This window comes from Winogradskyella jejuensis (genome assembly GCF_900129745.1).
GTDB lineage: Bacteria > Bacteroidota > Bacteroidia > Flavobacteriales > Flavobacteriaceae > Winogradskyella > Winogradskyella jejuensis.
Genome location: NZ_FQWS01000001.1, coordinates 1 through 23,962 on the forward strand (window position 1 = coordinate 1; position 23,962 = coordinate 23,962).

Consider the following 23,962-nt stretch of genomic DNA (forward strand, 5'->3'; position numbering starts at 1 on the left):
GACTTTATTTTTTAACCCCAATTCAATACCTTTTTAAGAACTCCACAAAACAACTTTTCGCCGTTTCGAGCGTGCAAATATAAAACCCTTTTTTACTCTCACAATACTTTTTTGAAGTTTATTTTTAAACTATTTTTTTTGACTTCTTAAATAGCTTGTTGTCAGTGATTAAGACTAGTGAAAAAGTTGAAAATAATACTCGAAAATCTAATCCTATTATACCTTATTATATGTACTACTAAAATGAAACTTTGCTTTGTGTTAACTCATTGACCTAAACTTCCGTTTAATAAACTGATTAATGATTAAGCCCGCGTTAGGGATTGTAGTGGATAGCCCACAGTAAGTCTACAAAATACTTTTGGTGGACTTGCGAGGACTTGAAACGGAAAGCCCGACCCCTAAGGGAAACGCTATAAAAAGAATATTACACAGTTATTATCTCCTACACTTTGCTAGTTCCTGATATACCTATATATTTGTCAGTTGTTAAAAACTTATAAAATATAATGATACAAATTACTCTACCTGACGGTTCGGCGCGCACTTTTAATAAAGGTGTAACACCTCATGAAGTGGCTGTAGATATTAGCGAGGGTTTTGCCCGTAATGTTATATCTGCAAAATTCAATAATACAGTTATTGAAACCACCACTCCATTGACCAACGACGGTAGTCTTGTTTTATATACTTGGCGTGATGATGATGGTAAAAAAGCCTTTTGGCATTCTTCTGCTCACGTACTCGCACAAGCTCTAGAAGAACTATATCCTGGTGTGAAACTTTGGGTTGGACCAGCAATTGAAAATGGTTTTTATTACGATGTTGATTTAGGAGAAGGTTCAATTTCTGAAAAAGATTTTAAGCAGATTGAAAATAAGATGCTTGAAATTGCACGTGGCAAACACGATTTTAAGATGCGCTCTGTTTCTAAAGCTGATGCACTAGCCATGTACGAGGGTAAAAATGAGTACAAGGTTGATTTGATAGAAAATCTTGAAGATGGCACCATTAGTTTTTGTGACCACTCGACTTTTACAGACTTATGTCGTGGTGGACATATCCCTAATACAGGGCTCATTAAGGCTGTAAAGATATTAAGCGTTGCTGGAGCGTATTACAAAGGAAATGAAAATGAAAAACAACTGACACGTGTATATGGTATCTCTTTCCCTAAACAAAAGGAACTTACTGAATATTTACATTTATTAGAAGAGGCTAAAAAACGTGACCATAGAAAACTAGGAAAAGAACTCGAGCTTTTCACATTTTCTAGAAAAGTTGGTCAAGGTCTTCCGTTATGGTTACCAAAAGGCGCTGCTTTGAGAGAGCGCCTTGAAAATTTCTTAAAAGCTGCTCAGAAAAAAGCGGGTTACGAAATGGTTGTGACGCCACATATTGGACAAAAAGAACTATACGTTACTTCTGGTCACTATGCTAAATATGGAGAAGATAGCTTTCAGCCTATAAACACTCCTGCAGAAGGTGAAGAGTTTTTATTAAAACCTATGAACTGTCCTCACCATTGCGAGATATATAATACGCGACCTTTTTCTTATAAAGAGTTACCCAAACGCTATGCTGAGTTTGGCACTGTATACAGATACGAGCAAAGTGGAGAATTACATGGTTTAACTCGTGTAAGAGGTTTTACACAAGATGATGCGCATATTTTCTGTACACCAGACCAACTAGATAGAGAGTTTAAAGAAGTTATTGACCTAGTACTTTATGTGTTTGGTTCTTTAGGATTTGAAAACTTTACAGCTCAGGTTTCTATTAGAGACCCAAAAACTCCTGAGAAATATATAGGAAGCCTTGAGAATTGGGAAAAGGCCGAAAATGCTATTATTAATGCAGCAAATGATAAAGGTCTTAATTATGTTGTTGAAGAAGGTGAAGCTGCTTTCTATGGTCCTAAGTTAGATTTTATGGTAAAGGATGCTTTAGGTCGTCAATGGCAACTGGGTACTATTCAAGTAGATTATAACTTGCCTGAACGTTTTGATTTAACTTATAAAGGAAGTGATAATGAGTTGCATAGACCTGTAATGATTCACCGCGCACCTTTTGGTAGCATGGAGCGTTTTGTAGCTATTTTACTAGAGCATACAGGAGGTAATTTTCCGCTTTGGCTAATGCCTGAGCAAGCTATTGTCTTATCTATCAGTGAGAAATATGAAAAATACGCTGAAAAAGTTTTAAATTTGCTAGAAAATGACGAAATTCGCGCCCTCGCAGATAATAGAAACGAGACTGTAGGTAAGAAAATTCGTGAAGCTGAAATGCAAAAGTTTCCGTTTATGATTATCGTAGGCGAGCAAGAAGAGAAAGACAATACAATAACAGTAAGGGCTCACGGAGGTGAAGACCTTGGCACAATAAGTGTAGAAGCTTTTTCAGAAATTGTAAAAAAACAAGTAAACGAAAGTCTTAAGACTTTCAAATAAATAACGTTTAATTAAAATTTATAAGCCATAGCAATACGTAGAAGAAAAAATTTCAGCAGACGTGTAGTCCAAGAGGACAAGCACAGAATTAACGGAAAAATTAGAGCCGAAGAGGTAAGACTTGTAGGTGATAATGTGGAAATAGGTGTATACCCTACACGACAAGCCTTAGCCATAGCAGATGACCAAGGACTAGATTTAGTGGAGATTTCGCCTAACGCCAATCCGCCTGTCTGTAAAGTTATGGACTATAAAAAGTTTCTTTATGAGCAAAAGAAACGTGAGAAGGCTTTAAAGTCTAAAGCCACTAAAGTTGTAGTTAAGGAAATTAGATTTGGACCACAAACTGATGACCACGATTACGAATTTAAAAAGAAACACGCAGAGAAGTTCTTAAAGGATGGTGCAAAGCTTAAAGCTTTTGTATTCTTTAAAGGACGTTCTATTGTATTTAAAGAGCAAGGACAAATATTATTATTAAGACTTGCTCAAGATTTGGAAGAGTTTGGTAAAGTAGAACAAATGCCAAAACTAGAAGGTAAACGTATGATTATGTTTATCGCTCCAAAGAAAAAATAAGTAATGTACCGAAAGAGATTCGGAGTTAAGATAAAGCGAAACGTAATTAAATAATAGGAGAAAATGCCTAAAATGAAGACAAAATCGAGTGCTAAGAAACGTTTCAAACTAACTGGCACTGGTAAGATTAAAAGAAAGCATGCTTTTAAGAGTCATATATTGACAAAAAAATCTAAAAAGCGTAAGCTTGCGTTAACCCATGATACATTAGTACATAAGGCTGACGAAGACAACATTAAAACAATGTTACGTTTAAAGTAATACTGTTTTAATCGGTTAAAATTATTTTATAAACCCTGGAGTTAGGCAAAATTATTTAGCAAGTACCAAATTGGTCGCCTACTACAAAAACAATTAAAGAAATGCCAAGATCAGTAAATTCAGTTGCGAAAAGAGCTAGAAGAAAAAAGGTTCTAAAGCAAGCAAAAGGATACTGGGGAAGACGTAAAAACGTCTGGACAGTAGCAAAAAATGCGGTAGACAAAGCGATGCAATACTCGTACAGAGACCGCAGAAACAAAAAGAGAACATTCCGTGCGTTATGGATTATGCGTATTAATGCAGGTGCAAGACAACATGGAATGAGCTATTCAAAATTCATGGGGAAATTAAAAGCTAATAATATTGAATTGAATCGTAAGGTTCTTGCAGATTTAGCTATGAATCACCCTGAGGCTTTTGAAGCTATAGTAAACAAAGTTAAGTAAGGCTTTTAGCCAAATTAATAACAACATTTCGCTTAGAAAAGCCCGATTCGAAAGAATTGGGCTTTTTGTTTATCGTTGATTAATAGCATAAATTTTCAAACGTTCTTCTTTACCTTTCAACTCCATATCATGAGATAAGAGCTCGTAATGTGTATCTGAAATACTCAACCTCTCTATAACAGATTCTGAGACCAATAATAACTTATTGAATCTATTGCAGAGACTTTGAATTCGCGAAGCCGTATTAATGACATCGCCATGAAAAGCCAAATCTTTTTTTACTGCCCCAACTTCTGCTACCATTAACTTCCCAAAGTGTATTCCAGCTTTAAACTCTGGACTAACCCCATAGGTGTTGGTGTAATAATCTTCTCTTTTTTTAAGCTTTCTCTGAAACGTAAAAAAAAGATTTATACAATTATTCTTTCTGAATCCCTTTTTAATAGGCCATTGTATAACAGCCTCATCGCCTACATATTGATAGACTTCGGCTTCAAACTTGTAAAGCGCAGTGTTTAAATCTAAAAAACAGTCTTGTATAAATCTACTGTACTTATGATGCCCGAGATTTTCAGCAATTTTAGTAGAATCTTTTAAATCTAAGAACATTAATACATGCTCCTCTTCTTTAGGTTTTTTATAACTACCTAATAAGACTTGGATAAAATTACCACTACCTAATCTATCATTTGCAATACGAATCAAAGAAAAAACGATAGATGCAGAAACGAAATATATAACTGTTATCCAAAAAAACGGATCATCTCTCCACCAACCTCTTTCATTTGGTAAATCTCTGTCTATTTGCACTTCTAAAAGAAATGAAATACCACTCAATACTGCTACAACAAGTAAAAAATAAATTATTGACTTAAGAATTATCGTCAAACCGAGCACTAGCCGTCTACTTAATCTATCAAAAATAAATTCAATAAGTGCGTAAAAAAAACTAATAATCAGTCCAACAATTATAGCGTGCACATAGTAGGCACTTATGGGCAGGTATAGAATATCATCTGTAAATAAAGACAACTCTTCTTCAATACCATTGTACCTTATTGCAGTAAATAATACAAAAGCAAGCACCCAGAAAATGGTAGAAATAAGTAAAAGTCGAAAAAAAGATTTTACACTATTAAGCATCTAAGGTTGTTTAGGTCTTCTGCTTCTTCTTTTTTGCCGCTGGGAATAAGACGTTATTGAGTATTAATCTATACCCTGGAGATGTTGGGTGTAAATCTAATTCGGTTTTGGGGTCACCTACTCTGTGTGTATAATCTTCTGGGTCATGACCTCCATAAAAGGTAAAAAACCCTTTTCCTTTAATCCCATGAATATACTTTGCCTCACCATTAGTTTTATTTTCGCCCATAACCAATACATTAGACTTAATTTGATCTCTTGTAAAGGAGGTTGTTTGTCCCATAAAACCTTTTACCAGAGCTGTATGATTTTGAGTTAACATTGTTGGTATTGGGTCCCATTTGGCGGAATATTCCATTAATGAAAAGTAATCCGTAGATTTTGGTATTTTTCTTTTACGGGTCATATCTATTGAGGAAAACTCATAAATGTTAGGATTCCTTTCCAAAATGTAATCCTTGAAAGCAAAAGTTTTACTGAAGTCTATTTTGTTTTGATAACCTGGGTCACTACCATCACCATCAAACATAGGCTCACAAATATCAACACCTTCGGCAGATAATGCTATATCAAAACTATCTGTGGCTGAGCACATAGCAAACATAAAACCGCCACCAGCAACGTAATTTCTAATTTTAAGTGCTACATCTAATTTGGCATCGGAAACCTTACTGTAACCTAACCTTCTGGCTAAAGCTTCGGCTTCTTTTTTCTCTTTAATATACCAAGCTGCAGAACGGTAAGTCCTGTAAAACTTTCCGTATTGCCCTGTGAAATCTTCGTGATGAAGGTGCAACCAATCATATAGTAATAATTCGTCTTTTAAGACTTCTTCATCATAAATCGTTTCATAAGGAATCTCAGCATAAGTCAATACCATGGTTACAGCATCATCCCATGGCTGTTTGCCGTATGGAGTATAGACAGCAATTTTTGGTGCTTTTTCTAGTACAACTGCTTCTTGATTAACGGAAGGACTAGATATGCTCTCTAGAATTTGTTCAGCTTCACCATCTGAAACTACTTCAAAAGAAACACCTCGTATTTGGCATTCTCTTCTTATAATATCTGCATCAGGTAATAAAAAAGAACCACCACGATAATTGAGCAACCATTTTACTTTCAGACTTCGTTCTAGCGTCCAAAAGGTAACGCCGTATGCTTTTAGATGATTTTCTTGAGTTTCTGCATCCATAGGAATTAAGATATATGATGCATGTGATAGATAGCCAAATAAGGCCAATAGAATTAATAAAATGTACTTTTTCAATTTCATAAGATTTCAATTGAAAGATACTTAAAAAAAGTATTGCGTATCATCTCTTTATTATTCTTTTAAGAGATTTAGAGCTATTCAACAAATATTAGAATTTATCGAGCTTGGTTTGCTTTCCTGAAAGTAGACTGGCAAAAACCTTGGTTCCTTGAAACTGTTCTAAAATAATCTTAATAAATACTGTTATTGGTATAGCCATAATTAGACCAGGAATTCCCCATAGAAAACCCCAAAACATTAACATCACTAGAACTGCTATAATATTTATTGAAAAAGATTTTCCCATAAATATAGGTTCTAGTATTGCTCCAAAAACAACCTGTACTAAGGTAATCGATAAAATAAAAAATAATAAAGTGCTCGTTGTATCTAACTCAACAAATGCAAAAATTGAAAGTAGTATTACAGATACGAATGACCCTACCATTTGAACAAAATTGATAGCAAATGCAAATAAGCCCCAAAAGATTGGGAAGCTTACATCAAAGAAAACGCACATGAGACCCGTGAATAAACCTGTTAAAGCACTTACTAAGACCTTGACCTTAATAAACTTTATAAGGTCTTTTTCAATTTTCATAAACGCTTTAATAGAAGTATGTTTTTGCTTTAGAATTGTATTATTTAATAATTTATGTACATTAATAGACTCCGCTAACCAAAGAACTACAAAAAAAGCAGTCATTAAAAGCGTTGTTAAAAAGGTTCTTAAAAACCCAATTGTAGAGCCTAAATTTTCTTTCTGAAAAAATTGAGCGAATACATTTTTATTTGATACAACCTCAATACCAAAACTATCTGACAAATATGCTTTTAGACTTTCTACTTTTGGTTCTGCTTTACTCAAAAATTCTGTATTATTAGCTAAAATTTCTTTACTAGAAAGTTGTATGAGCTCAACGCCAATCTTTAATCCACCAGCTACTAGCAGTAAAACAATGATTATACTAATAAACTTAGGAATGTTCTTTCTTCCCAACCAACGCATTAATGGTAAAAACAATAATGCTATAAACATTGAGAAAATAAGTGGAATAAATATGAAGGATAGCACCTTGAGTAAATAAAACACTATAGGTACTGCGATAATGAGTAATAATATGTTTGTCGTACGTCTTTCGTTAAGCATAGGGCAAAGCTAACTCTAAAATTTTCTAAATTATCTGAAATAAATACTAAAACTTAGAATGGCACACCATCATCTTCAGGAGCATCAAATGCATCACTAGCTGATGGAAAATTGTCTGTCTTAAACGTATCGTCATTAGCAGCAGCATTCAATTTGGACTGAAACTCGAAAGGTGTGTCAAAATCATCAAGATTATCAAACTTACCTAGATGCCCGATAAATTTCAGTCTAATATTTTCTAATCCACCATTTCTATGCTTAGCGACAATGAATTCACCTTGACCCTCAGTTGGAGAACGTTCCTCATCATCCCACTCGTCTATTTTATAATATTCAGGACGATAGATAAACGAAACGATATCAGCATCTTGCTCAATAGCTCCAGATTCACGTAAATCGGATAATAAAGGGCGCTTACTACCACCACGAGTTTCTACCGCACGAGACAACTGCGATAAAGCAATTACAGGAACATTTAATTCTTTTGCTAAAGCTTTAAGGTTACGTGAAATCATGGAGATTTCTTGCTCACGATTCCCTCCTTTTTGGCTTCCGCCACCCGTCATTAATTGCAGATAATCAATAATAATCATCTTAATGCCATATTGAGACGAAAGTCGTCTTGCTTTTGCACGTAAATCGAAAATGGATAGCGATGGTGTGTCATCAATAAATAAAGGTGCTTTTTCTAATGTTTTTACCTTTACATTTAGTTGCTCCCATTCGTGTTTTTCTAACTTACCGGTTCTCAATTTTTCAGAAGACAGACCTGTTTCACTAGAAATTAGACGTGTAATTAATTGTACAGAAGACATTTCTAAAGAGAAAAACGCCACAGGAATATTACTATTTACAGCAATGTTACGGGCCATAGTTAAAGTTAGCGCAGTTTTACCCATACCTGGACGAGCCGCAACAATAATTAAATCTGATGGCTGCCACCCAGAAGTTAACTTATCTAACTTATCGAATCCTGAAGGTATTCCGCTAAGCCCTTCTTTATTAGAAATCTCTTCAATTTTTTTCTTGGCCTGTATTACTAAACTTTGAGCTGTCTCAGTAGACTTTTTTACGTTACCTTGAGTGACCTCATAAAGTTTTGCTTCTGCATTATCTAAAAGGTCAAAAACATCTTTACCCTCATCATAAGCCTCTTCAATAATTTCGTTTGAAATTTTTATAAGACTTCGTTGAATATATTTTTGAAGAATAATACGCGCATGAAACTCAATATGTGCAGACGAAGACACACGTTGCGTTAAAGAAATAAGGTAAAAATCACCTCCTATCATATCTAGCTTCCCGTCCTTACGTAATTGTGTTGAAACTGTTAATAAGTCAACAGGCTCACTATTTTCAAAGAGTTTGAATATAGCTTCAAAAATGTAGCGATGTGCTTCTTTATAAAAAGCATCTGGACTTAAAATATCAATAACCTCATCAACCCCTTTTTTATCAATCATCATGGCACCAAGTACGACCTCCTCCAAGTCTAATGCTTGAGGTGGAATCTTTCCTTTTTCCAAGCTAATTATGGAACTTTTATCGACTTTATAGCCTTGTACTGGATTTGGTTGCTTCATTCTAAAATGACTGATTTAAATGGATTAATCTTGAGTTTTGTAAGCGATTTCTTCATCATTTAAAAGATGAAAACGTTTCACTTTTTCAAGGCTTACGAAAGTAAATAAATCGTTAACAAAACATCAATCTAATCGTTTCCAATCATCAACAGTTGATTAACATTTTAACTGTTGATAACTTGAATTTATTGTTAATAGCGATAAAAAAACTGAAGTGTATCACTTCAGTCTTTCTAATATGCTATGTATTACTGAAATTATGATTTAAACACTCCCATGTTACTGTATTTTTCAATACGTTGATTTACTAATTCTTTTGGTGATAAGTTTTTAAGTTCATCATAAGATTTAATAATCGCATCTTTTACAGCTAAAAAAGTTTTTTCTCTATCCTTATGTGCGCCTCCTAAAGGTTCTTTAACGATTTGGTCTACAAGCTTCATACGCTTCATGTCTTTAGCAGTAAGCTTTAAAGCTTCAGCGGCTTGCTCTTTGTACTCCCAACTTCGCCAAAGGATAGATGAACATGATTCTGGAGATATTACAGAATACCATGTGTTTTCTAACATTAATACTTTATCACCAACTCCAATACCTAATGCTCCGCCAGATGCACCTTCACCTATAATTATAGTAATAATTGGTACTTTAAGTCTGGTCATCTCTAAGATGTTTCGAGCAATCGCTTCTCCTTGACCACGTTCTTCAGCTTCAAAACCAGGGTAAGCTCCAGGCGTATCTATTAAAGTCACTACAGGAATACCAAACTTCTCGGCAGATTTCATTAAGCGTAACGCTTTACGATAACCTTCTGGGTTAGACATTCCAAAATTTCTATACTGTCTCGTTTTTGTGTTATACCCTTTCTGCTGACCAATAAACATATAGGTTTGATCTCCAATTTTACCAAGACCACCAATCATAGCTTTATCGTCTTTTACATTTCTATCTCCGTGCAACTCTAAAAAGCTATCCCCACAAAGTGCTTTAATGTGGTCTAATGTATAAGGTCTGTCTGGATGTCTTGATAATTGAACACGTTGCCATGCAGAAAGATTTTTGTAAATCTCCTTTTTAGTTTCTTGGAGTTTCTTTTCAATTTGTTTACATGTTTCTGTAACATCCACATCACTTTCGTCTCCAATAACCTTACACTTCTGTAACTGGTCTTCTAATTCTTTTATAGGTAATTCAAACTCTAAATATTCCATACAATTTGAAATTCGTTTTTATTTAGTTAGATGACAAAAATATAAATTACTACTTAGCTAATTGCTATTTTAACCCGATAAATTAGGATTACGTTTCTTCTTTGTGCGGTAATTCTTAATTACTGCGTCTAAAACAACGGCGCTTATAACAATGATGGCTCCATAATAGAATTGAGAAGACATCTGCTCTTTTTCTGGAAAAAAGATGAGTGCCAAAATAATACCATACACAGGTTCAAGATTATAACTAAGAATAACAGTAAAAGGGGAAATGTACTTCATAACCTCTACTGCAGCTATAAAGGCATAAGCGGTACATATTGAAGCAAGAATAGCGATGTAAAGCCAGTCTTTATTGGTTAGAGTAAAAAACTCAAGATTGAATCCATCATAGAAAAATAATATTCCAATACTTATACAAACTACGCCACTCAAAAACTCATAAAACGAAATGACACTCGCTTTATGTTTTAAAATTAGTTTACCATTTATTACTGCAAATAAGGTAGAGAATAAGGCAGATGCTAATCCTAATAGAATTCCATTTATATATTTTAATTCGCCTTGAGTAATTAAAAAAACTCCAAAAATTACAATAACACCAAATAGAATTTCGTACCAAAGAATCTTTCTTTTAAATATAATGGGTTCAACAAAAGAGGCGAAAAATGCTCCTGAAGAAAACATTGCTAAAGTTATTGAAACATTGGATTGATTAATAGCTTCGAAAAACGTTATCCAATGTGCAGCTATAATGACTCCAGCTATACTTAATTGTATCGCTAGCCTTTTACTTATTCTTAAGTTTTTCTTTGTCAGTTTTATGTAAGCAAACATTAAAACACCCGCAATAAGCATCCTATACCATACTAAAGGAAAAGAACCAATTGAAATGACTTCGCCTAATATTGCAGTAAATCCAGCTATGAAAACTAAAAAATGTAAATGTAAATAATGCTTGTAGTTAGCGTTTGGCATTGTTTAGAAGATATAGTGCTAAAATACCAAAAACAACATTGGGAAACCACACAGCTACCAAAGGAGAAAAGTCGGATTGCTCGGCAAGTACTCCAAATATCTTATCGAAGAATACATAAACCATAGCTATAGTAATACCTATAGCCAAGTTTACTCCCATTCCTCCTCTTCGTTTTATTGAAGATACAGCAACTGCTATTATTGTGAGTATAAAAACAGAAACAGGCAAACTCCATTTCTTGTATTTTACGACTTCATAACGTCCAATATTTGGAGAACCACGCTTTTTTTCTTTGTCAATAAAATCTATTAGTTCACCGTAAGGTTTGGTTTCTGCAATATAGTTTACCGGTGTTAAATCATCTACATCAAAAGAGAACTCTACATTCTCATTTCGTTTCTCTTCAACTGTTACATTACCAATACTATCATATGTTCTTTTGTAATAATTGACTAATTGGTATATAGAATCTTCTTCTACATATTTTATGTTATTTGCAAATATTTTATACTCAAGCTTATTGTCTTTAAAATGTTCTAGAGTAAAATTTTGACCTCTCTTGCTCTTTGGGTCAAAAGAGCTAACGTAGATAATATCATTATCAGTAATCCGCCTAAAAACATCTTTTGTGTCTTGAATATTTTTCCCTCTTGAAAGGTATTTGTATTTAAATTCATTGAAACCTTGACTGGCTTTTGGAGCTAAAAACATACCGAGGAATAGTGCCATAATAGCAACAATAGTTGCTCCTATTATATAAGGTCTTAAAAATCTTGTAAAAGAAACACCCGAGCTTAAAAAAGCTACTATCTCTGTATTATTGGCCAATTTAGAGGTAAAAAATATTACAGATAAGAATAGAAATAACGGGAAAAGAAGATTTGCAAAGTATATGGTAAAGTTCAGTAAATACAGTGCAAGCTCATCAAAAGGAACATCATTACTTAAAATCTTACCAATTTTTTCAGCTAAATGCACCATGATTGCTATTGGTATAAATAGCAATAACATCATTAAAAAAGTAAACAGATAGCGTTTAAGTATGTACCAGTCTAATATCTTCATATGTTACAAACGCTTATCCATTTGTTTTACCATTTTGTCTTTCCATTCTCTAAAATCTCCAGCAATAATATGTTTTCTTGCCTCTCTTACTAACCATAAATAGAATCCTAAATTATGTATTGTGGCTATTTGTTTTCCTAATAATTCATTTACTGAAAATAAATGTTTTAAGTAAGCTTTACTATATTCGGTATCTACAAACGTAATTCCCATTTCATCAATTGGCGAAAAATCTTCAGCCCATTTCGCATTTTTGATATTAATGGTACCATGTGCTGTAAATAACATACCGTTGCGTGCATTACGCGTAGGCATGACACAATCAAACATATCTACACCTAACGCAATATTTTCTAAAATATTGATTGGCGTCCCTACACCCATTAAATAGCGTGGTTTGTCTTCTGGCAAAATTTCGCAAACCACATCGGTCATGGCGTACATTTCTTCAGCTGGCTCACCGACAGATAAACCGCCTATGGCATTTCCTTCTGCACCTGCATTAGCAATATACTCAGCAGATTGTCTTCTTAAATCTTTATACGTGCTTCCTTGTACAATAGGAAAAAATGTTTGCGCATAATCGTAGGTAAATGGTGTTTTGTCAAGATGATTTATACATCTATCTAGCCAACGATGCGTCATGTGCATAGAGCGCTTTGCATAATTATAATCGCAAGGATATGGCGTACATTCATCAAAAGCCATAATAATATCGGCACCGATAGAACGTTGAATTTCCATAACATTCTCAGGTGTAAACATGTGCGTGCTTCCGTCAATGTGCGATTTAAATTTCACACCTTCTTCCTTTATCTTTCTATTTGCAGAAAGTGAATACACTTGGTATCCACCAGAATCGGTGAGGATATTTCTATCCCAATTCATAAATTTATGTAAACCACCTGCTTGCTCTAAAATTTTGGTCTGTGGTTTCAGGTATAAATGGTAGGTATTACCAAGAATAATATCTGGATTTATATCGTTTTTTAGTTCACGTTGATGCACACCTTTAACGCTAGCAACCGTACCAACAGGCATAAAAATTGGAGTTTCAATTTTTCCGTGGTCAGTTGTTATTTCTCCTGCTCTAGCTTTACTTCCAGCGTCTGTGGCAATCTTTTTAAAATCCATGAAATTATTGTGAATGGGCAAATATAAATAACTCTTAAGCATAAGCTCTTAATTAAAATTAAAATTGTTAGCAAATCCATAAAATCGTTAATAAATGAACCTATTCTAACTTTGTGACAGTTTTCTAATCAACTATTTTTGGGGTACTAAATTCAAGTAAAAACACAACATGCCAAACATTAAAGAATTACAAGATTTAACTACACAAGTACGAAGAGATATTCTTCGTATGGTACACAAAGTAAATTCCGGTCATCCAGGAGGCTCTCTTGGTTGTGCAGAATTTTTTGTGGCGCTCTATCAAGACATTTTAGACCGTAAAGATACTTTTGAAATGGACGGAATTGGAGAAGACCTATTCTTCTTATCTAACGGACATATTTCGCCAGTTTATTATAGTGTTTTGGCACGTTCTGGATATTTTTCGGTGGATGAATTGAATACTTTTAGATTAATCGACTCCAGACTTCAAGGTCACCCAACAACTCACGAAGGTTTGGAAGGTATTCGCATTGCTTCAGGTTCTTTAGGTCAAGGAATGTCTGTTGCTATTGGCGCAGCTGAAGCAAAGAAATTAAATGGCGATTCACATTTAATTTATAGTCTTCATGGTGATGGCGAATTACAAGAAGGGCAAAACTGGGAAGCTATTATGTATGCCTCTGCTAAAAAAGTGGATAATCTAATTTCTACAATAGATTTAAACGGAAAACAAATTGACGGTGCAACTGATGATGTTTTACCAATGGGAAGTATACAAGCTAAATTTGAAGCTTTCGGCTGGATAGTCATTACAATTAAAGAAGGAAATAATATTGAAGCTATTCTAAAAGGAATGGCTGATGCAAAATCTCGTACTGGAAAAGGACAACCGGTTTGTGTACTTTTAGAAACCGAAATGGGTAACGGTGTGGATTTTATGATGCATACTCATGCATGGCATGGCAAAGCACCTAATGATGAACAACTCGAAGTAGCATTAGCTCAAAATGCTGAAACTTTAGGGGATTATTAATTATGAGAAATATATTTATACTTCTGTTATTACTCACGGTATCAATTAGTTTTTCTCAAGAGAAAATCATAGAAATTGATTATACCGTAGATTACGTCGTTCCAAATAAAAAAACACAGTCTATGGACACTATTTCTATAGGCTATAATAAAGAAGGAAAATTTCTTTGGACAAATTCAGATGCGCTAGCAAAAAAATTTACTGAGAATAATTTTATGTCTAAAGTAAATAGTAATAATGGTGCAAGTGTAGACCTAGTTTATGATGCTTTGGACAATAGATTCCTACTTTCTATGCTCATAGGTAACAGTGAATTTTTTGCTAACATGGATATAGAGTCAGTTGTTCCCATAGACGATAAAGATGGCTTTCACGAGAATATCTCTCTAATAACTACACCGATAAGTATCACTGAGTCTCTATTTGGCAAAGAGCTTAGCGTTTATGAGTTTTACCCTAGAGAAGAACCTAATGAAGGTTTAAGAATATTATTTGACGAAAGTCTTCCTTGCAAGAACAATACTTACGTGTCTGGAATAATAAATTTAATGCTAAACATGACTCAAAGTACTGGTAAAATAGATTTTGATTTACCAGAAGGTTTATTTTTAAAAGCTTATGATTTTGATGATAACTTATTGATTGAAGCCATTAATTTAGACACTAATAAAAAAACTTTATTTATCAACTACAATTTTCAAATAAAAGAATGAAAACATACGAAAACACAGGAAATAAAGACACACGTTCAGGATTTGGCGCAGGTTTAACTGAACTTGGAAAAACTAATGAAAATGTAGTTGCTCTATGCGCAGACCTTATTGGTTCTTTAAAAATGGACGAGTTTAAAGCTAACCACCCAGAGCGCTTTTTTCAAGTTGGTATTGCCGAAGCGAATATGATTGGTATTGCTGCTGGTTTAACAATTGGTGGAAAAATTCCGTTTACTGGAACATTTGCCAATTTCTCTACGGGTCGTGTTTATGACCAGATACGTCAAAGTGTAGCTTATTCTGGAAAGAATGTTAAGATTTGTGCATCTCACGCTGGTATCACTCTTGGAGAAGATGGAGCTACACATCAAATTTTAGAAGACATAGGTCTTATGAAAATGTTGCCAGGAATGACAGTGATAAACACCTGTGATTACAATCAAACTAAAGCTGCTACTTTAGCTATTGCTGAACATAACGGACCTGTTTATCTTCGTTTTGGAAGACCAAAAGTGGCGAACTTCACACCTGTAGACCAAAAGTTTGAAATTGGCAAAGCCGTTCAGCTTACTGAAGGTACAGACGTTACTATTATTGCAACTGGTCATTTAGTCTGGGAAGCATTAGAAGCTGCTAAAACGTTACATGCTGAAGGTATTTCCGCCGAAGTCATAAATATTCATACTATTAAACCTTTAGATAATGAGGCTATTTTAAAATCTGTTGCCAAAACTGGATGTGTAGTAACTGCCGAAGAGCACAACTATCTTGGTGGTTTAGGAGAAAGTGTTTCTAGAGTATTGGTTAAAAACAATCCTGCGCCGCAAGAGTTTGTTGCTACGAACGATACTTTTGGAGAATCTGGTACACCTGCACAACTTATGGAAAAGTATGGGTTAAACGCCAAAGCAATTGTAGAAGCGTCAAAAAAGGTGATTAAAAGAAAATAAGTTGAGTTTGGCAGCGTTTTTGTTTAAGTAATCTAAATCAAAAACGAATAATTATGAAGAATTTATTTTTAACTGCATTATGTATTGTAGGATTTTCAACAGCATTATTTGCTCAAAGCGGGAGCGGATTTGGTATTAAAGCTGGATTAAATTATGGTGGGAATGGAGATTATTTTCAATCGGCTCAAGATAATTTCCAAAGCCCTGATCAAAACATTGGTTATCACGTAGGAATTTTTGGGAAATTAGGCAATAAGATTTACTTAAGACCAGAATTGGTTTATACAAAATTAAAAAGTGACTACAATGCTGGTGATTTTGATATGCAAAAGTTAGATTTGCCTTTATTAGTTGCATTAAAGTATTAGGCCCTATAAATGTTTTTGCAGGTCCATCTTTACAGTATGTATTAGATACAGATTCTGGATTTAACAACCTTAGTGTAAATGAACTAGAGAATGACTTTAGTGTTGGTCTTAACTTTGGAATTGGTGTTAACCTTAATAAACTAGGTATAGACCTAAGATATGAAAGAGGCTTTAGTGATAATGAAGCTACTTTTATAGACAACAATAATATTATTTCTTTGGACCGTTTGGACACAAGACCAGAGCAATTAATTCTAAGCTTATCTTATAAGATTTAGTCATATATATTTATAATAAAAAAACCGCTAAAATTCTTTAGCGGTTTTTTTTGTATTGTAATAATTAATTATCCTCACTATAATCAGTTGTAGCATCTTCATCTAAATAATCTGGAATACTATTATTATTTGCATCAACTATTGTCCCTGTAGTAATAGTAATAATTCCCATACTTTCAGTACGTGTTAACTCAAATTCATTGATATTTAATACTGGTTCTTCTTCTCCAAGATTGGTATCAACTATATACTCTCTACGCTCAAGCTCATTAATAGTTAACACTCCATCTCCATCATCGTCTGGGTCTACGTAATTTACTATCGAGTTTTCATCCGTGTCGTGGTCAAAAACACTTAAGTTATTATTTAAGTCTTCGACATATGAGGGTATACCGTCATTATCGTGGTCATTCTCTTGTGTTTGAAATAAAGCAAATTTAAAAATCAAGTTTGAGTATGAAGGTATACCTATAAGTTGTCTAGAAAAGTAGGCCAACCCAGATGGTAAGAACATCACTCCTAGACCATAATCGTCATATGTTACATCAGAACCTGTCATAAAACTAGCAGCCGTATTAAACTCAGGAAAGACACGTTGCCATCCAGTGATAACTCCACCTGCATTTATGCCTCCCCCAACTAAGTTGAAATCGGTAGGACTAACTGCACTATCAAAAACTGAATCATCTGTACCTATTAAGCTACCCTCATATTCTACACGTACCTTATCTGTAAATTTTGGAGATTCTGTACCACCACCTTGATTAATTTTTAAAATATAATAAGTGTACTGAGTATCCTCAAACGTAGTGGTCCGAGTTAGTAAATTATCATCTGTAAATAATAAGGAATAGCCATCATCAGGAGTTCCTTCAAAAATTTTTAAAATAATATCACTAGGCTCAGGGTTAGTCATCATCGCCAACTCTGTCTTATTATAATAATAAGTCTGCAGATAATTCACAATACTATCGTTATCTGCTAACTGTTGTTCTCCTCTATCTCTATCCTCAACAGGGATGAAGTCTGGATCATCTGGCGAACACGCAAAAATAATTATTGTAAAAACGGTTATACTAGCTAGTAATGTTCTTAATTTCATAGGGACTTAAAAATACATGTTTACTTTACTGTAAACAAGGTTCAATATTGCTTAATTTTAGGACGCAAGATACAATAATATAATACTTTTGTACAAATTCATTAACGCAGTTTTTAGTTAAATTATATGCGCATAGATAAATATTTATGGTCTGTTAGATATTATAAGACCAGAAACCAAGCTTCTGTTGCTTGTAAAAAAGGACAAGTAAAGGTAAATGACAGTGTTGTAAAACCAAGTAGAGAGGTATATATTGGAGATGTAATTTTATTAAGAAAAAATCAAATTAATTATAAATTGAGAGTTAATGACATTCCTCCTAGTCGTGTCGGAGCAAAACTTGTTGATATTTATAGAACAGACTTAACACCTAAGTCTGAATTTGAAGCTCAAGAACTCCTTAAATACAGCAAAGATTATTATAGAAAGAAAGGTACTGGAAGACCAACAAAAAAAGATAGACGCTCTATCGAAAATTATAAAGATGAAGAAGAGTAAAATAAAAACTTGTTTAATTAAACAATAAATAACTCTTTTTATATTTGAAAAAACATTGTCAATGTCAGAAGAAAAAAACATAATCCTAAACCATCAAGAAATACAGCACAAAATAAAGCGTATTGCTTATCAAATATATGAGACTAATATTAATGAAAAGAATCTAATCATCGCTGGTGTGGATAAAAATGGTTTTCTTTTGGCAAAAAAGCTAAAATCTAGCCTTGATAAAATATCCGACATTAAAAGTACTTTATGTAATGTTAAGATAGATAAGAGCTCCCCACTAAACTCTATATCAACCTCTCTAAAACCTGAAGAGTATAAAAATAAGTCTATTGTTTTAGTAGATGACGTTCTAAACTCTGGCAGCACTTTAATATATGGTGTAAGACATTTTTTAGATGTACCCCTGAAGCAATTTAAAACTGCCGTACTGGTTAACAGAAATCATAAAAAATTCCCTGTAAAAGCTGATTTTAAAGGCATATCACTCTCCACATCATTAAAAGAACATATTAATGTAAACTTAAGTAAGCAGCCATACGAAGCGTACCTAGACTAAGCTTAGTACTATTTCTTCTACAATTTCCATTTTTGATTTCCCATCAGTAGTAATTGAAAAGTCTGATTGAGAATAAAATGGTGCTCTCTCAAATAAATGCTTACCTAAAAATTCTATAATCTCATCCTCACCTTGTAAGTGACTAATAAGTGGTCGCTTTTCCATCTCTGGTAATAGGCGCTTTTTTAATTCTTGCAAAGATGTTTTGAGATAAAAAGACTTAGTGTTTTTAGAGTCTTTAATTATGTTAAGATTTATCCCATAACATGGTGTGCCACCACCAAGAGATAAAACTGTATTTGAATCACTAGAAATCACTTCCTTTAAATATTCTGTCTCTTTTTTCCTAAAGTAAATTTCACCTTTAGTCTTAAAAATATCTGCAATGGATTTTGACTCCTTTTCAGTAATTAAATCATCTAAATCAATAAAATTATACTCTAAAATGTAAGCAAGTTTTTTTCCAACGGTAGATTTACCTGAGCCCATATAACCCATTAAAACAATAATCATAAGCGCTTATAAATTGATTGTGAAACACCTAGCTGGGTGCGTCACAAAAAAACAAAAAAATATATAAAAAAAGCATTGTTTTATTAATTAAACATTTTATATTTGCACCCTCGTTAGAGAAAAACATTTTGACTTGGTAGCTCAGTTGGTAGAGCATCTCCCTTTTAAGGAGAGGGTCCTGGGTTCGAGCCCCAGCCAAGTCACTTTTAGTTAAGCTTTTTGCTTAACTTTTTTTTTTATATTTATACTTCATTTGCGCACGTGGCGGAATTGGTAGACGCGCTGGCTTGAGGGGCCAGTGACCGTTTAGGTCGTGGAAGTTCGAGTCTTCTCGTGCGCACTTTCTTCAATTATTTTTACTTTTTGTCAAACCCACATATTAAATTTTGTTAAATACAATGGATTTTTAAGTTAAAAAGCTATTTTTGTTTAAACTTTTCTTAATATAAATGAACAATTTAAAAAATAATTTTAGTATTAAGGATTTAGAGAATCTAACTGGTATCAAAGCACATACTATCAGAATTTGGGAAAAAAGATATAACCTACTTTCTCCCAAAAGAACAGATACAAATATTAGATATTATGATTTAGCAAGTTTTCAAAAGCTGCTAAATGTAAGCTACCTTAACAACAATGGTTATAAAATATCAAAAATTGCAACTCTAAAACCAGAAGAAATACCTCAGCGTGTAAGGGAAATAGCACTCGAATCTAATCTAGAAAGTCATGCATTGAATTCTTTCAAGTTAGCCATGCTAAATTTTGATCAATCATTATTTTACAAAACCTACGATTCGCTTTTGAACGATATGTCCTTTGAAGATATTTTTTACGATATTTTCATTCCTTTACTAACGGAATTAGGATTACTTTGGCAGACAAATACCATAACTCCAGCACATGAGCATTTTTTAACTACACTTATACGCCAAAAAATATTAATTAATACAGAATTAATACAAGCAGAAACTAAGCCTGACTCCAAAAGAACTTATGTTCTGTTTCTACCTGATAATGAAATTCATGAACTTGGCCTAATGTTTTTAAATTATCAAATAGTAGCTCATAAAAAGTATAGTATTCTCCTAGGACAAAGTGTACCAATGGATAGTCTTAAAGATATTTTAGATTATTACGATGATATTGTATTTATATCATATTTCACTATAAAACCTCTAAAGGAAGAAATAGACAAATACATAACAGATTTTAATAAGCTATTACTTCAAAAGTCTAATGCAGAATTCTGGATTTTGGGCAAAATGTTAGATAGTATTGATTTAGACACGCTGCCTGAAAAGATAAAACCATTTAAATCTATCCAATCCGTAGTTGAACATCTTTAAAATATGAAAAACATAGCAATTATAGGTTCTGGATTTTCTTCTCTCTCTGCAGCATGTTATTTAACAAAAGAAGGTTATAACGTTTCGGTTTTCGAGAAAAACGATACTGTTGGAGGTCGTGCTCGACAGTTGAAAAAACAAGGTTTCACCTTTGATATTGGTCCTAGTTGGTATTGGATGCCTGATATCTTTGAAAAATTTTTTAACGACTTTGGTAAGTCTACAAAGGACTACTATGAGTTAGACAAGCTTAGCCCAGCTTACAAGATATTTTTCTCTGATGATGAGATAACTATCGGGGATACTATGGATAAAATTTGTGAAGAATTTGAGCGTATTGAAACCGGCAGCTCTAGACCTCTCAGAAAGTTTATATCTAAGGCTCAAGACAACTACGACATCGCAATAAATAAAATAGTATTAAAACCAGGTATATCACCACTAGAACTAGTTACAAAAGACACTGTTACTAGAGTGGACCAGTTTTTTAAAACTATAAGTAGTGAGGTGAGAAAAAAGTTTAAAAATCCGAAACTCATTTCAACATTAGAATTTCCTGTTTTGTTCCTAGGTGCTAAACCCAGCAATACACCTTCATTTTACAGCTTCATGAACTTTGCTGATTTTGGCTTAGGTACTTGGCATCCAAAAGGTGGTATGTATGAAGTTATAAAAGCTATGAAAGATTTAGCAGAAAGTTTAGGAGTAGAAATTAATACAAATGCCACAGTAGAAAAGATAAATGTTAAAAACGGAAAAGCCACAGGTTTAATTGTAAACGGAGAGATTATAGAATCTGATTATGTACTTAGCGGTGCCGACTATAGTCACTCTGAGACTTTATTAGATGACAATTACAGACAATACAGCGAAAAATATTGGGATAAAAAAATCTTCGCGCCTTCTTCCCTACTTTTTTATGTTGGTTTTGACAAAAAATTAAATAACGTAGAGCATCATAATCTATTTTTTGATACAGATTTTGAAACTCATGCAGAAGATATTTATGATAATCCTAAATGGCCAGAAGACCCCTTGTTTTATGTGAATTTTCCGTCAATAACAGACAATAGCATGGCTCCCGAAGGTTGTGAAACTGGTTTTTTTCTTATTCCAATAGCACCAGATTTAGAAGATACAGATGTCTTAAGACAACAATATTTTGACATTATTATTGACAGATTTGAGAAAAAGACCAACCAAGAGGTTAAAAATAATATTATCTTTAAAGAATCCTTCTGTGTAAAAGACTTTAAAAAAGAATACAATTCATACAAAGGAAACGCATATGGTATGGCAAATACGCTATCTCAGACTGCATTTTTAAGACCCAACCTGAAAAGTAAAAAAGTAAAGAATCTCTATTTTACTGGACAGTTAACAGTCCCTGGACCTGGTGTACCACCATCATTAATTTCAGGTAAGCTGGCAGCAGATTTAATAAATAAACATCACACAGACTAGATAGTCCTTAATACCTTAAGTAAAATGAAATCAATTTTTGATACCGTATCAAGACAATGTAGCAAGCTTGTAACAACATCTTACAGCACTTCATTCTCAATGGCCACAAAAATGCTTTCAGACAGCATAAGACAAGATATATACAATATTTACGGGTTCGTACGATTTGCTGACGAAATTGTAGATACTTTCCATGACTATGACAAGGCGTTACTCTTTGAGAAGTTTTCAAAAGATTTAGAAGATGCTCTAGAAATGAAAATTAGTCTTAATCCTATCTTAAATTCTTTTCAGGAAACCTATCATAAGTATAATATTGAAAAACATATGGTTGATGCATTTATGAAGAGTATGCGTCAAGATTTACACAAGCAAAACTACCTCACAGTTGATGAATACAAAGCGTACATCTATGGTTCAGCAGATGTCGTAGGCCTTATGTGCCTCAAAGTATTTGTAAAAGGAGATAATACAAAATACGAAGAACTAAAAGACTCCGCTATGAGTTTAGGTTCTGCTTTTCAGAAAGTTAACTTTTTAAGAGATTTAAAAGCTGATTTTGAAGATTTAAGCAGAACATATTTTCCTAATACAGATTTAAATCATTTAGACGAAGTTTCTAAACAAAAAATAATATCAGATATAGAATCTGATTTCGAGAAAGGATTAGCAGGTATTAAAAAATTACCTCTCGAAGCTCGTTTTGGTGTTTTTATGGCTTACAGATACTACAGTAAACTATTAGATAAACTAAAGAAAACACCTGCTTTAGAAATAAAGTCTACACGGATTAGAGTTCCAGACTATAAAAAGGTAGAACTCTTAACCCGCAGTTACGTAAAATATCAATTAAATTTGCTTTAAATCCTACTACTACAAATGCAAACATTTTTTTGGTTATTAATATTCTTTGCTACGTTTTTTATAATGGAGTTTAATGCTTGGTTTACGCACAAGTACATCATGCATGGTTTTTTATGGAGCCTTCACAAAGACCACCATCACAAAGACCATGATAGTTGGTTTGAGCGAAACGATGCCTTTTTTATATTTTATGCCGTAGTTAGCATGACCTGTTTTTACCTCTGGGGAGAACAAAACATGTGGTATTGCTTACCAATTGGCATAGGTATTATGGCTTATGGCTTAGCTTACTTTATTGTTCACGACATATTTATACACCAGCGCTTTAAATGGTTGCGTAATATTGACAATAAATACGCTCGCGGTGTAAGACGTGCCCATAAGATTCATCATAAGCATCTAGGAAAAGACAAAGGCGAAAACTTTGGAATGCTTATAGTTCCCCGGAAGTATTTTAAATAGGTGCTTTTAAAAGTAGTTCTATTTGTTGCTGAACTTTAGAATTAAACCAATCTACAGCACCAGATTTATCCATCACTATTTCTCCTTTTTTATTAATAATTAGAGTTCTCGGTATTGATTTGGTTGTCAATTGATTAGGTGGGTATGAATCAATTTGATAAACTGGAAACGTATAGTTATTTTTCGCTTTAAATGCTTCAATTTTTTCAATAGGGTCATTGGTTACAAACAAAAACTCCACTTTTCCTTCATATTTATCATATAACTTTTGAAGGCTTGGCATTTCAGCAATACATGGTGGACACCATGTTGCCCAAAAATTTATTAAAATAACTTTGCCCTTAAATTGATTAAGATTAATTGTTTCTCCTTCTTCTGTTATTAGCTGCCAGTTGTAATTATCTATTTTTACTCTTTCATTTTTTTCAATAGCACTTACAGGATTAATCAATGCTATTCCTTTATGAAGTAAAACTTGTATTGGAGTTCTTGTTTGCGGTAATATAAGTAATATGAGTATTACTATAAATATGATATTGCTTTTTTTGATTCTCTTCATTTTATA

24 protein-coding genes, 2 tRNA genes and 1 pseudogene are annotated in these 23,962 nt (G+C 33.4%); 16 read left to right on the top strand and 11 right to left on the bottom strand.

Annotation, left to right across the window (positions count from 1 at the left end; genetic code table 11):
- Positions 1–509 precede the first annotated feature (509 nt).
- The 4 genes from thrS to rplT all read left to right on the top strand — a co-directional run bounded on the left by thrS (position 510) and on the right by rplT (position 3,736).
- Entirely contained in the window at positions 510–2,450 is a 1,941-nt protein-coding gene (gene thrS, locus BUB95_RS00005; RefSeq protein ID WP_073081325.1) for a threonine--tRNA ligase, read from the top strand.
- A gap of 27 nt (positions 2,451–2,477) precedes the next feature.
- Positions 2,478–3,029 (top strand): translation initiation factor IF-3, encoded by a 552-nt coding sequence (gene infC / locus BUB95_RS00010; protein WP_083573278.1) that lies wholly within the window; start codon positions 2,478–2,480, stop codon positions 3,027–3,029.
- 63 nt (positions 3,030–3,092) lie between these two features.
- Positions 3,093–3,290, top strand: a complete 198-nt coding sequence (gene rpmI / locus BUB95_RS00015; protein WP_019388182.1) for a 50S ribosomal protein L35 — start codon at positions 3,093–3,095, stop codon at positions 3,288–3,290.
- Between the two features lie 101 nt (positions 3,291–3,391).
- On the top strand, positions 3,392–3,736 hold the full coding sequence (gene rplT, locus BUB95_RS00020; RefSeq protein ID WP_073081329.1) for a 50S ribosomal protein L20: 345 nt from the start codon (positions 3,392–3,394) through the stop codon (positions 3,734–3,736).
- Positions 3,737–3,805: 69 nt separating this feature from the next.
- Here the strand turns inward: rplT and BUB95_RS00025 are convergent, their stop codons facing one another.
- The 8 genes from BUB95_RS00025 to tgt all read right to left on the bottom strand — a co-directional run bounded on the left by BUB95_RS00025 (position 3,806) and on the right by tgt (position 13,256).
- Positions 3,806–4,879 (bottom strand): adenylate/guanylate cyclase domain-containing protein, encoded by a 1,074-nt coding sequence (locus BUB95_RS00025; protein WP_073081331.1) that lies wholly within the window; start codon positions 4,877–4,879, stop codon positions 3,806–3,808.
- Between the two features lie 10 nt (positions 4,880–4,889).
- Complete coding sequence (locus tag BUB95_RS00030) at positions 4,890–6,074, bottom strand: asparagine synthetase B (protein ID WP_073084969.1); 1,185 nt, start codon at positions 6,072–6,074, stop codon at positions 4,890–4,892.
- A 169-nt stretch (positions 6,075–6,243) separates the two neighbouring features.
- Entirely contained in the window at positions 6,244–7,284 is a 1,041-nt protein-coding gene (locus BUB95_RS00035) for an AI-2E family transporter (RefSeq protein ID WP_073081333.1), read from the bottom strand.
- A 53-nt stretch (positions 7,285–7,337) separates the two neighbouring features.
- Positions 7,338–8,867 (bottom strand): replicative DNA helicase, encoded by a 1,530-nt coding sequence (gene dnaB / locus BUB95_RS00040; RefSeq protein WP_073081335.1) that lies wholly within the window; start codon positions 8,865–8,867, stop codon positions 7,338–7,340.
- A 257-nt stretch (positions 8,868–9,124) separates the two neighbouring features.
- Positions 9,125–10,078, bottom strand: a complete 954-nt coding sequence (locus BUB95_RS00045) for an acetyl-CoA carboxylase carboxyltransferase subunit alpha (RefSeq protein WP_073081338.1) — start codon at positions 10,076–10,078, stop codon at positions 9,125–9,127.
- Between the two features lie 69 nt (positions 10,079–10,147).
- Positions 10,148–11,056: a DMT family transporter gene (locus BUB95_RS00050; RefSeq protein WP_073081340.1), complete on the bottom strand. Its 909-nt coding sequence runs from the start codon at positions 11,054–11,056 to the stop codon at positions 10,148–10,150.
- Positions 11,043–12,122 (bottom strand): LptF/LptG family permease, encoded by a 1,080-nt coding sequence (locus tag BUB95_RS00055; RefSeq protein ID WP_073081343.1) that lies wholly within the window; start codon positions 12,120–12,122, stop codon positions 11,043–11,045. The genes BUB95_RS00050 and BUB95_RS00055 overlap by 14 nt, the downstream gene beginning before the upstream one ends.
- A 3-nt stretch (positions 12,123–12,125) precedes the next feature.
- On the bottom strand, positions 12,126–13,256 hold the full coding sequence (tgt, locus tag BUB95_RS00060) for a tRNA guanosine(34) transglycosylase Tgt (protein WP_073081346.1): 1,131 nt from the start codon (positions 13,254–13,256) through the stop codon (positions 12,126–12,128).
- A 169-nt stretch (positions 13,257–13,425) separates the two neighbouring features.
- On the opposite strand from tgt, the gene BUB95_RS00065 reads away from it, so the two are divergent.
- The 4 genes and pseudogenes from BUB95_RS00065 to BUB95_RS14450 all read left to right on the top strand — a co-directional run bounded on the left by BUB95_RS00065 (position 13,426) and on the right by BUB95_RS14450 (position 16,580).
- Positions 13,426–14,271, top strand: a complete 846-nt coding sequence (locus tag BUB95_RS00065) for a transketolase (RefSeq protein WP_073081348.1) — start codon at positions 13,426–13,428, stop codon at positions 14,269–14,271.
- A gap of 2 nt (positions 14,272–14,273) precedes the next feature.
- A complete protein-coding gene (locus tag BUB95_RS00070; RefSeq protein ID WP_073081351.1) occupies positions 14,274–14,984 on the top strand; it encodes a hypothetical protein in 711 nt (236 codons plus the stop codon).
- Entirely contained in the window at positions 14,981–15,934 is a 954-nt protein-coding gene (locus tag BUB95_RS00075) for a transketolase family protein (RefSeq protein WP_073081354.1), read from the top strand. The genes BUB95_RS00070 and BUB95_RS00075 overlap by 4 nt, the downstream gene beginning before the upstream one ends.
- 53 nt (positions 15,935–15,987) lie before the next feature.
- Positions 15,988–16,580: pseudogene (locus tag BUB95_RS14450) on the top strand (porin family protein).
- 64 nt (positions 16,581–16,644) lie between these two features.
- Here the strand turns inward: BUB95_RS14450 and BUB95_RS00085 are convergent.
- Positions 16,645–17,682 carry an FKBP-type peptidyl-prolyl cis-trans isomerase gene (locus BUB95_RS00085; RefSeq protein ID WP_073081356.1) on the bottom strand — a complete coding sequence of 346 codons (1,038 nt, stop codon included), beginning with the start codon at positions 17,680–17,682 and terminating at the stop codon, positions 16,645–16,647.
- 126 nt (positions 17,683–17,808) lie between these two features.
- Here BUB95_RS00085 and BUB95_RS00090 point away from each other — a divergent pair, with 126 nt between their 5' ends.
- Both BUB95_RS00090 and BUB95_RS00095 read left to right on the top strand, forming a co-directional pair.
- Positions 17,809–18,180 carry an RNA-binding S4 domain-containing protein gene (locus BUB95_RS00090; protein ID WP_073081359.1) on the top strand — a complete coding sequence of 124 codons (372 nt, stop codon included), beginning with the start codon at positions 17,809–17,811 and terminating at the stop codon, positions 18,178–18,180.
- Between the two features lie 61 nt (positions 18,181–18,241).
- Positions 18,242–18,745 carry a phosphoribosyltransferase domain-containing protein gene (locus tag BUB95_RS00095; protein ID WP_073081362.1) on the top strand — a complete coding sequence of 168 codons (504 nt, stop codon included), beginning with the start codon at positions 18,242–18,244 and terminating at the stop codon, positions 18,743–18,745.
- Here BUB95_RS00095 and BUB95_RS00100 read toward each other — a convergent pair.
- Complete coding sequence (locus BUB95_RS00100) at positions 18,737–19,258, bottom strand: shikimate kinase (RefSeq protein WP_073081365.1); 522 nt, start codon at positions 19,256–19,258, stop codon at positions 18,737–18,739. The genes BUB95_RS00095 and BUB95_RS00100 overlap by 9 nt on opposite strands.
- Positions 19,259–19,388: 130 nt before the next feature.
- On the opposite strand from BUB95_RS00100, the gene BUB95_RS00105 reads away from it, so the two are divergent.
- The 6 genes from BUB95_RS00105 (at position 19,389) to BUB95_RS00130 (ending at position 23,397) form a co-directional block, all read left to right on the top strand.
- Positions 19,389–19,461 (top strand) — tRNA-Lys (locus BUB95_RS00105).
- A 52-nt stretch (positions 19,462–19,513) separates the two neighbouring features.
- A tRNA-Leu gene (locus tag BUB95_RS00110) sits at positions 19,514–19,598 on the top strand.
- A 109-nt stretch (positions 19,599–19,707) separates the two neighbouring features.
- The gene (locus BUB95_RS00115) at positions 19,708–20,607 is read left to right on the top strand and encodes a MerR family transcriptional regulator (RefSeq protein ID WP_073081368.1); all 900 of its coding nucleotides are present in this window, start codon (positions 19,708–19,710) and stop codon (positions 20,605–20,607) included.
- 3 nt (positions 20,608–20,610) lie between these two features.
- Entirely contained in the window at positions 20,611–22,071 is a 1,461-nt protein-coding gene (locus BUB95_RS00120; protein ID WP_073081371.1) for a phytoene desaturase family protein, read from the top strand.
- A 24-nt stretch (positions 22,072–22,095) separates the two neighbouring features.
- Positions 22,096–22,935 (top strand): phytoene/squalene synthase family protein, encoded by an 840-nt coding sequence (locus BUB95_RS00125; protein ID WP_073081373.1) that lies wholly within the window; start codon positions 22,096–22,098, stop codon positions 22,933–22,935.
- A gap of 15 nt (positions 22,936–22,950) precedes the next feature.
- On the top strand, positions 22,951–23,397 hold the full coding sequence (locus tag BUB95_RS00130; RefSeq protein ID WP_073081375.1) for a sterol desaturase family protein: 447 nt from the start codon (positions 22,951–22,953) through the stop codon (positions 23,395–23,397).
- On the opposite strand, the gene BUB95_RS00135 is transcribed toward BUB95_RS00130, so the two are convergent.
- Entirely contained in the window at positions 23,390–23,956 is a 567-nt protein-coding gene (locus BUB95_RS00135; RefSeq protein ID WP_073081377.1) for a TlpA family protein disulfide reductase, read from the bottom strand. The two genes, BUB95_RS00130 and BUB95_RS00135, sit on opposite strands and share 8 nt — an antisense overlap.
- Positions 23,957–23,962: the final 6 nt, after the last annotated feature.

Bases quoted from the DNA above. Each gene is read 5' to 3' on its own strand.
- BUB95_RS00035 (WP_073081333.1), bottom strand. From the start codon at position 7,284: ATGCTTAACGAAAGACGTACGACAAACATATTATTACTCATTATCGCA.
- BUB95_RS00045 (WP_073081338.1), bottom strand. From the start codon at position 10,078: ATGGAATATTTAGAGTTTGAATTACCTATAAAAGAATTAGAAGACCAG.
- BUB95_RS00070 (WP_073081351.1), top strand. From the start codon at position 14,274: ATGAGAAATATATTTATACTTCTGTTATTACTCACGGTATCAATTAGT.
- BUB95_RS00075 (WP_073081354.1), top strand. From the start codon at position 14,981: ATGAAAACATACGAAAACACAGGAAATAAAGACACACGTTCAGGATTT.
- BUB95_RS00055 (WP_073081343.1), bottom strand. From the start codon at position 12,122: ATGAAGATATTAGACTGGTACATACTTAAACGCTATCTGTTTACTTTT.
- rplT (WP_073081329.1), top strand. From the start codon at position 3,392: ATGCCAAGATCAGTAAATTCAGTTGCGAAAAGAGCTAGAAGAAAAAAG.
- BUB95_RS00025 (WP_073081331.1), bottom strand. From the start codon at position 4,879: ATGCTTAATAGTGTAAAATCTTTTTTTCGACTTTTACTTATTTCTACC.
- BUB95_RS00065 (WP_073081348.1), top strand. From the start codon at position 13,426: ATGCCAAACATTAAAGAATTACAAGATTTAACTACACAAGTACGAAGA.
- dnaB (WP_073081335.1), bottom strand. From the start codon at position 8,867: ATGAAGCAACCAAATCCAGTACAAGGCTATAAAGTCGATAAAAGTTCC.
- BUB95_RS00135 (WP_073081377.1), bottom strand. From the start codon at position 23,956: ATGAAGAGAATCAAAAAAAGCAATATCATATTTATAGTAATACTCATA.
- tgt (WP_073081346.1), bottom strand. From the start codon at position 13,256: ATGGATTTTAAAAAGATTGCCACAGACGCTGGAAGTAAAGCTAGAGCA.
- BUB95_RS00100 (WP_073081365.1), bottom strand. From the start codon at position 19,258: ATGATTATTGTTTTAATGGGTTATATGGGCTCAGGTAAATCTACCGTT.
- BUB95_RS00120 (WP_073081371.1), top strand. From the start codon at position 20,611: ATGAAAAACATAGCAATTATAGGTTCTGGATTTTCTTCTCTCTCTGCA.
- BUB95_RS00095 (WP_073081362.1), top strand. From the start codon at position 18,242: ATGTCAGAAGAAAAAAACATAATCCTAAACCATCAAGAAATACAGCAC.
- BUB95_RS00030 (WP_073084969.1), bottom strand. From the start codon at position 6,074: ATGGATGCAGAAACTCAAGAAAATCATCTAAAAGCATACGGCGTTACC.
- BUB95_RS00115 (WP_073081368.1), top strand. From the start codon at position 19,708: ATGAACAATTTAAAAAATAATTTTAGTATTAAGGATTTAGAGAATCTA.
- thrS (WP_073081325.1), top strand. From the start codon at position 510: ATGATACAAATTACTCTACCTGACGGTTCGGCGCGCACTTTTAATAAA.
- BUB95_RS00090 (WP_073081359.1), top strand. From the start codon at position 17,809: ATGCGCATAGATAAATATTTATGGTCTGTTAGATATTATAAGACCAGA.
- rpmI (WP_019388182.1), top strand. From the start codon at position 3,093: ATGCCTAAAATGAAGACAAAATCGAGTGCTAAGAAACGTTTCAAACTA.
- BUB95_RS00125 (WP_073081373.1), top strand. From the start codon at position 22,096: ATGAAATCAATTTTTGATACCGTATCAAGACAATGTAGCAAGCTTGTA.
- BUB95_RS00130 (WP_073081375.1), top strand. From the start codon at position 22,951: ATGCAAACATTTTTTTGGTTATTAATATTCTTTGCTACGTTTTTTATA.
- BUB95_RS00085 (WP_073081356.1), bottom strand. From the start codon at position 17,682: ATGAAATTAAGAACATTACTAGCTAGTATAACCGTTTTTACAATAATT.
- BUB95_RS00050 (WP_073081340.1), bottom strand. From the start codon at position 11,056: ATGCCAAACGCTAACTACAAGCATTATTTACATTTACATTTTTTAGTT.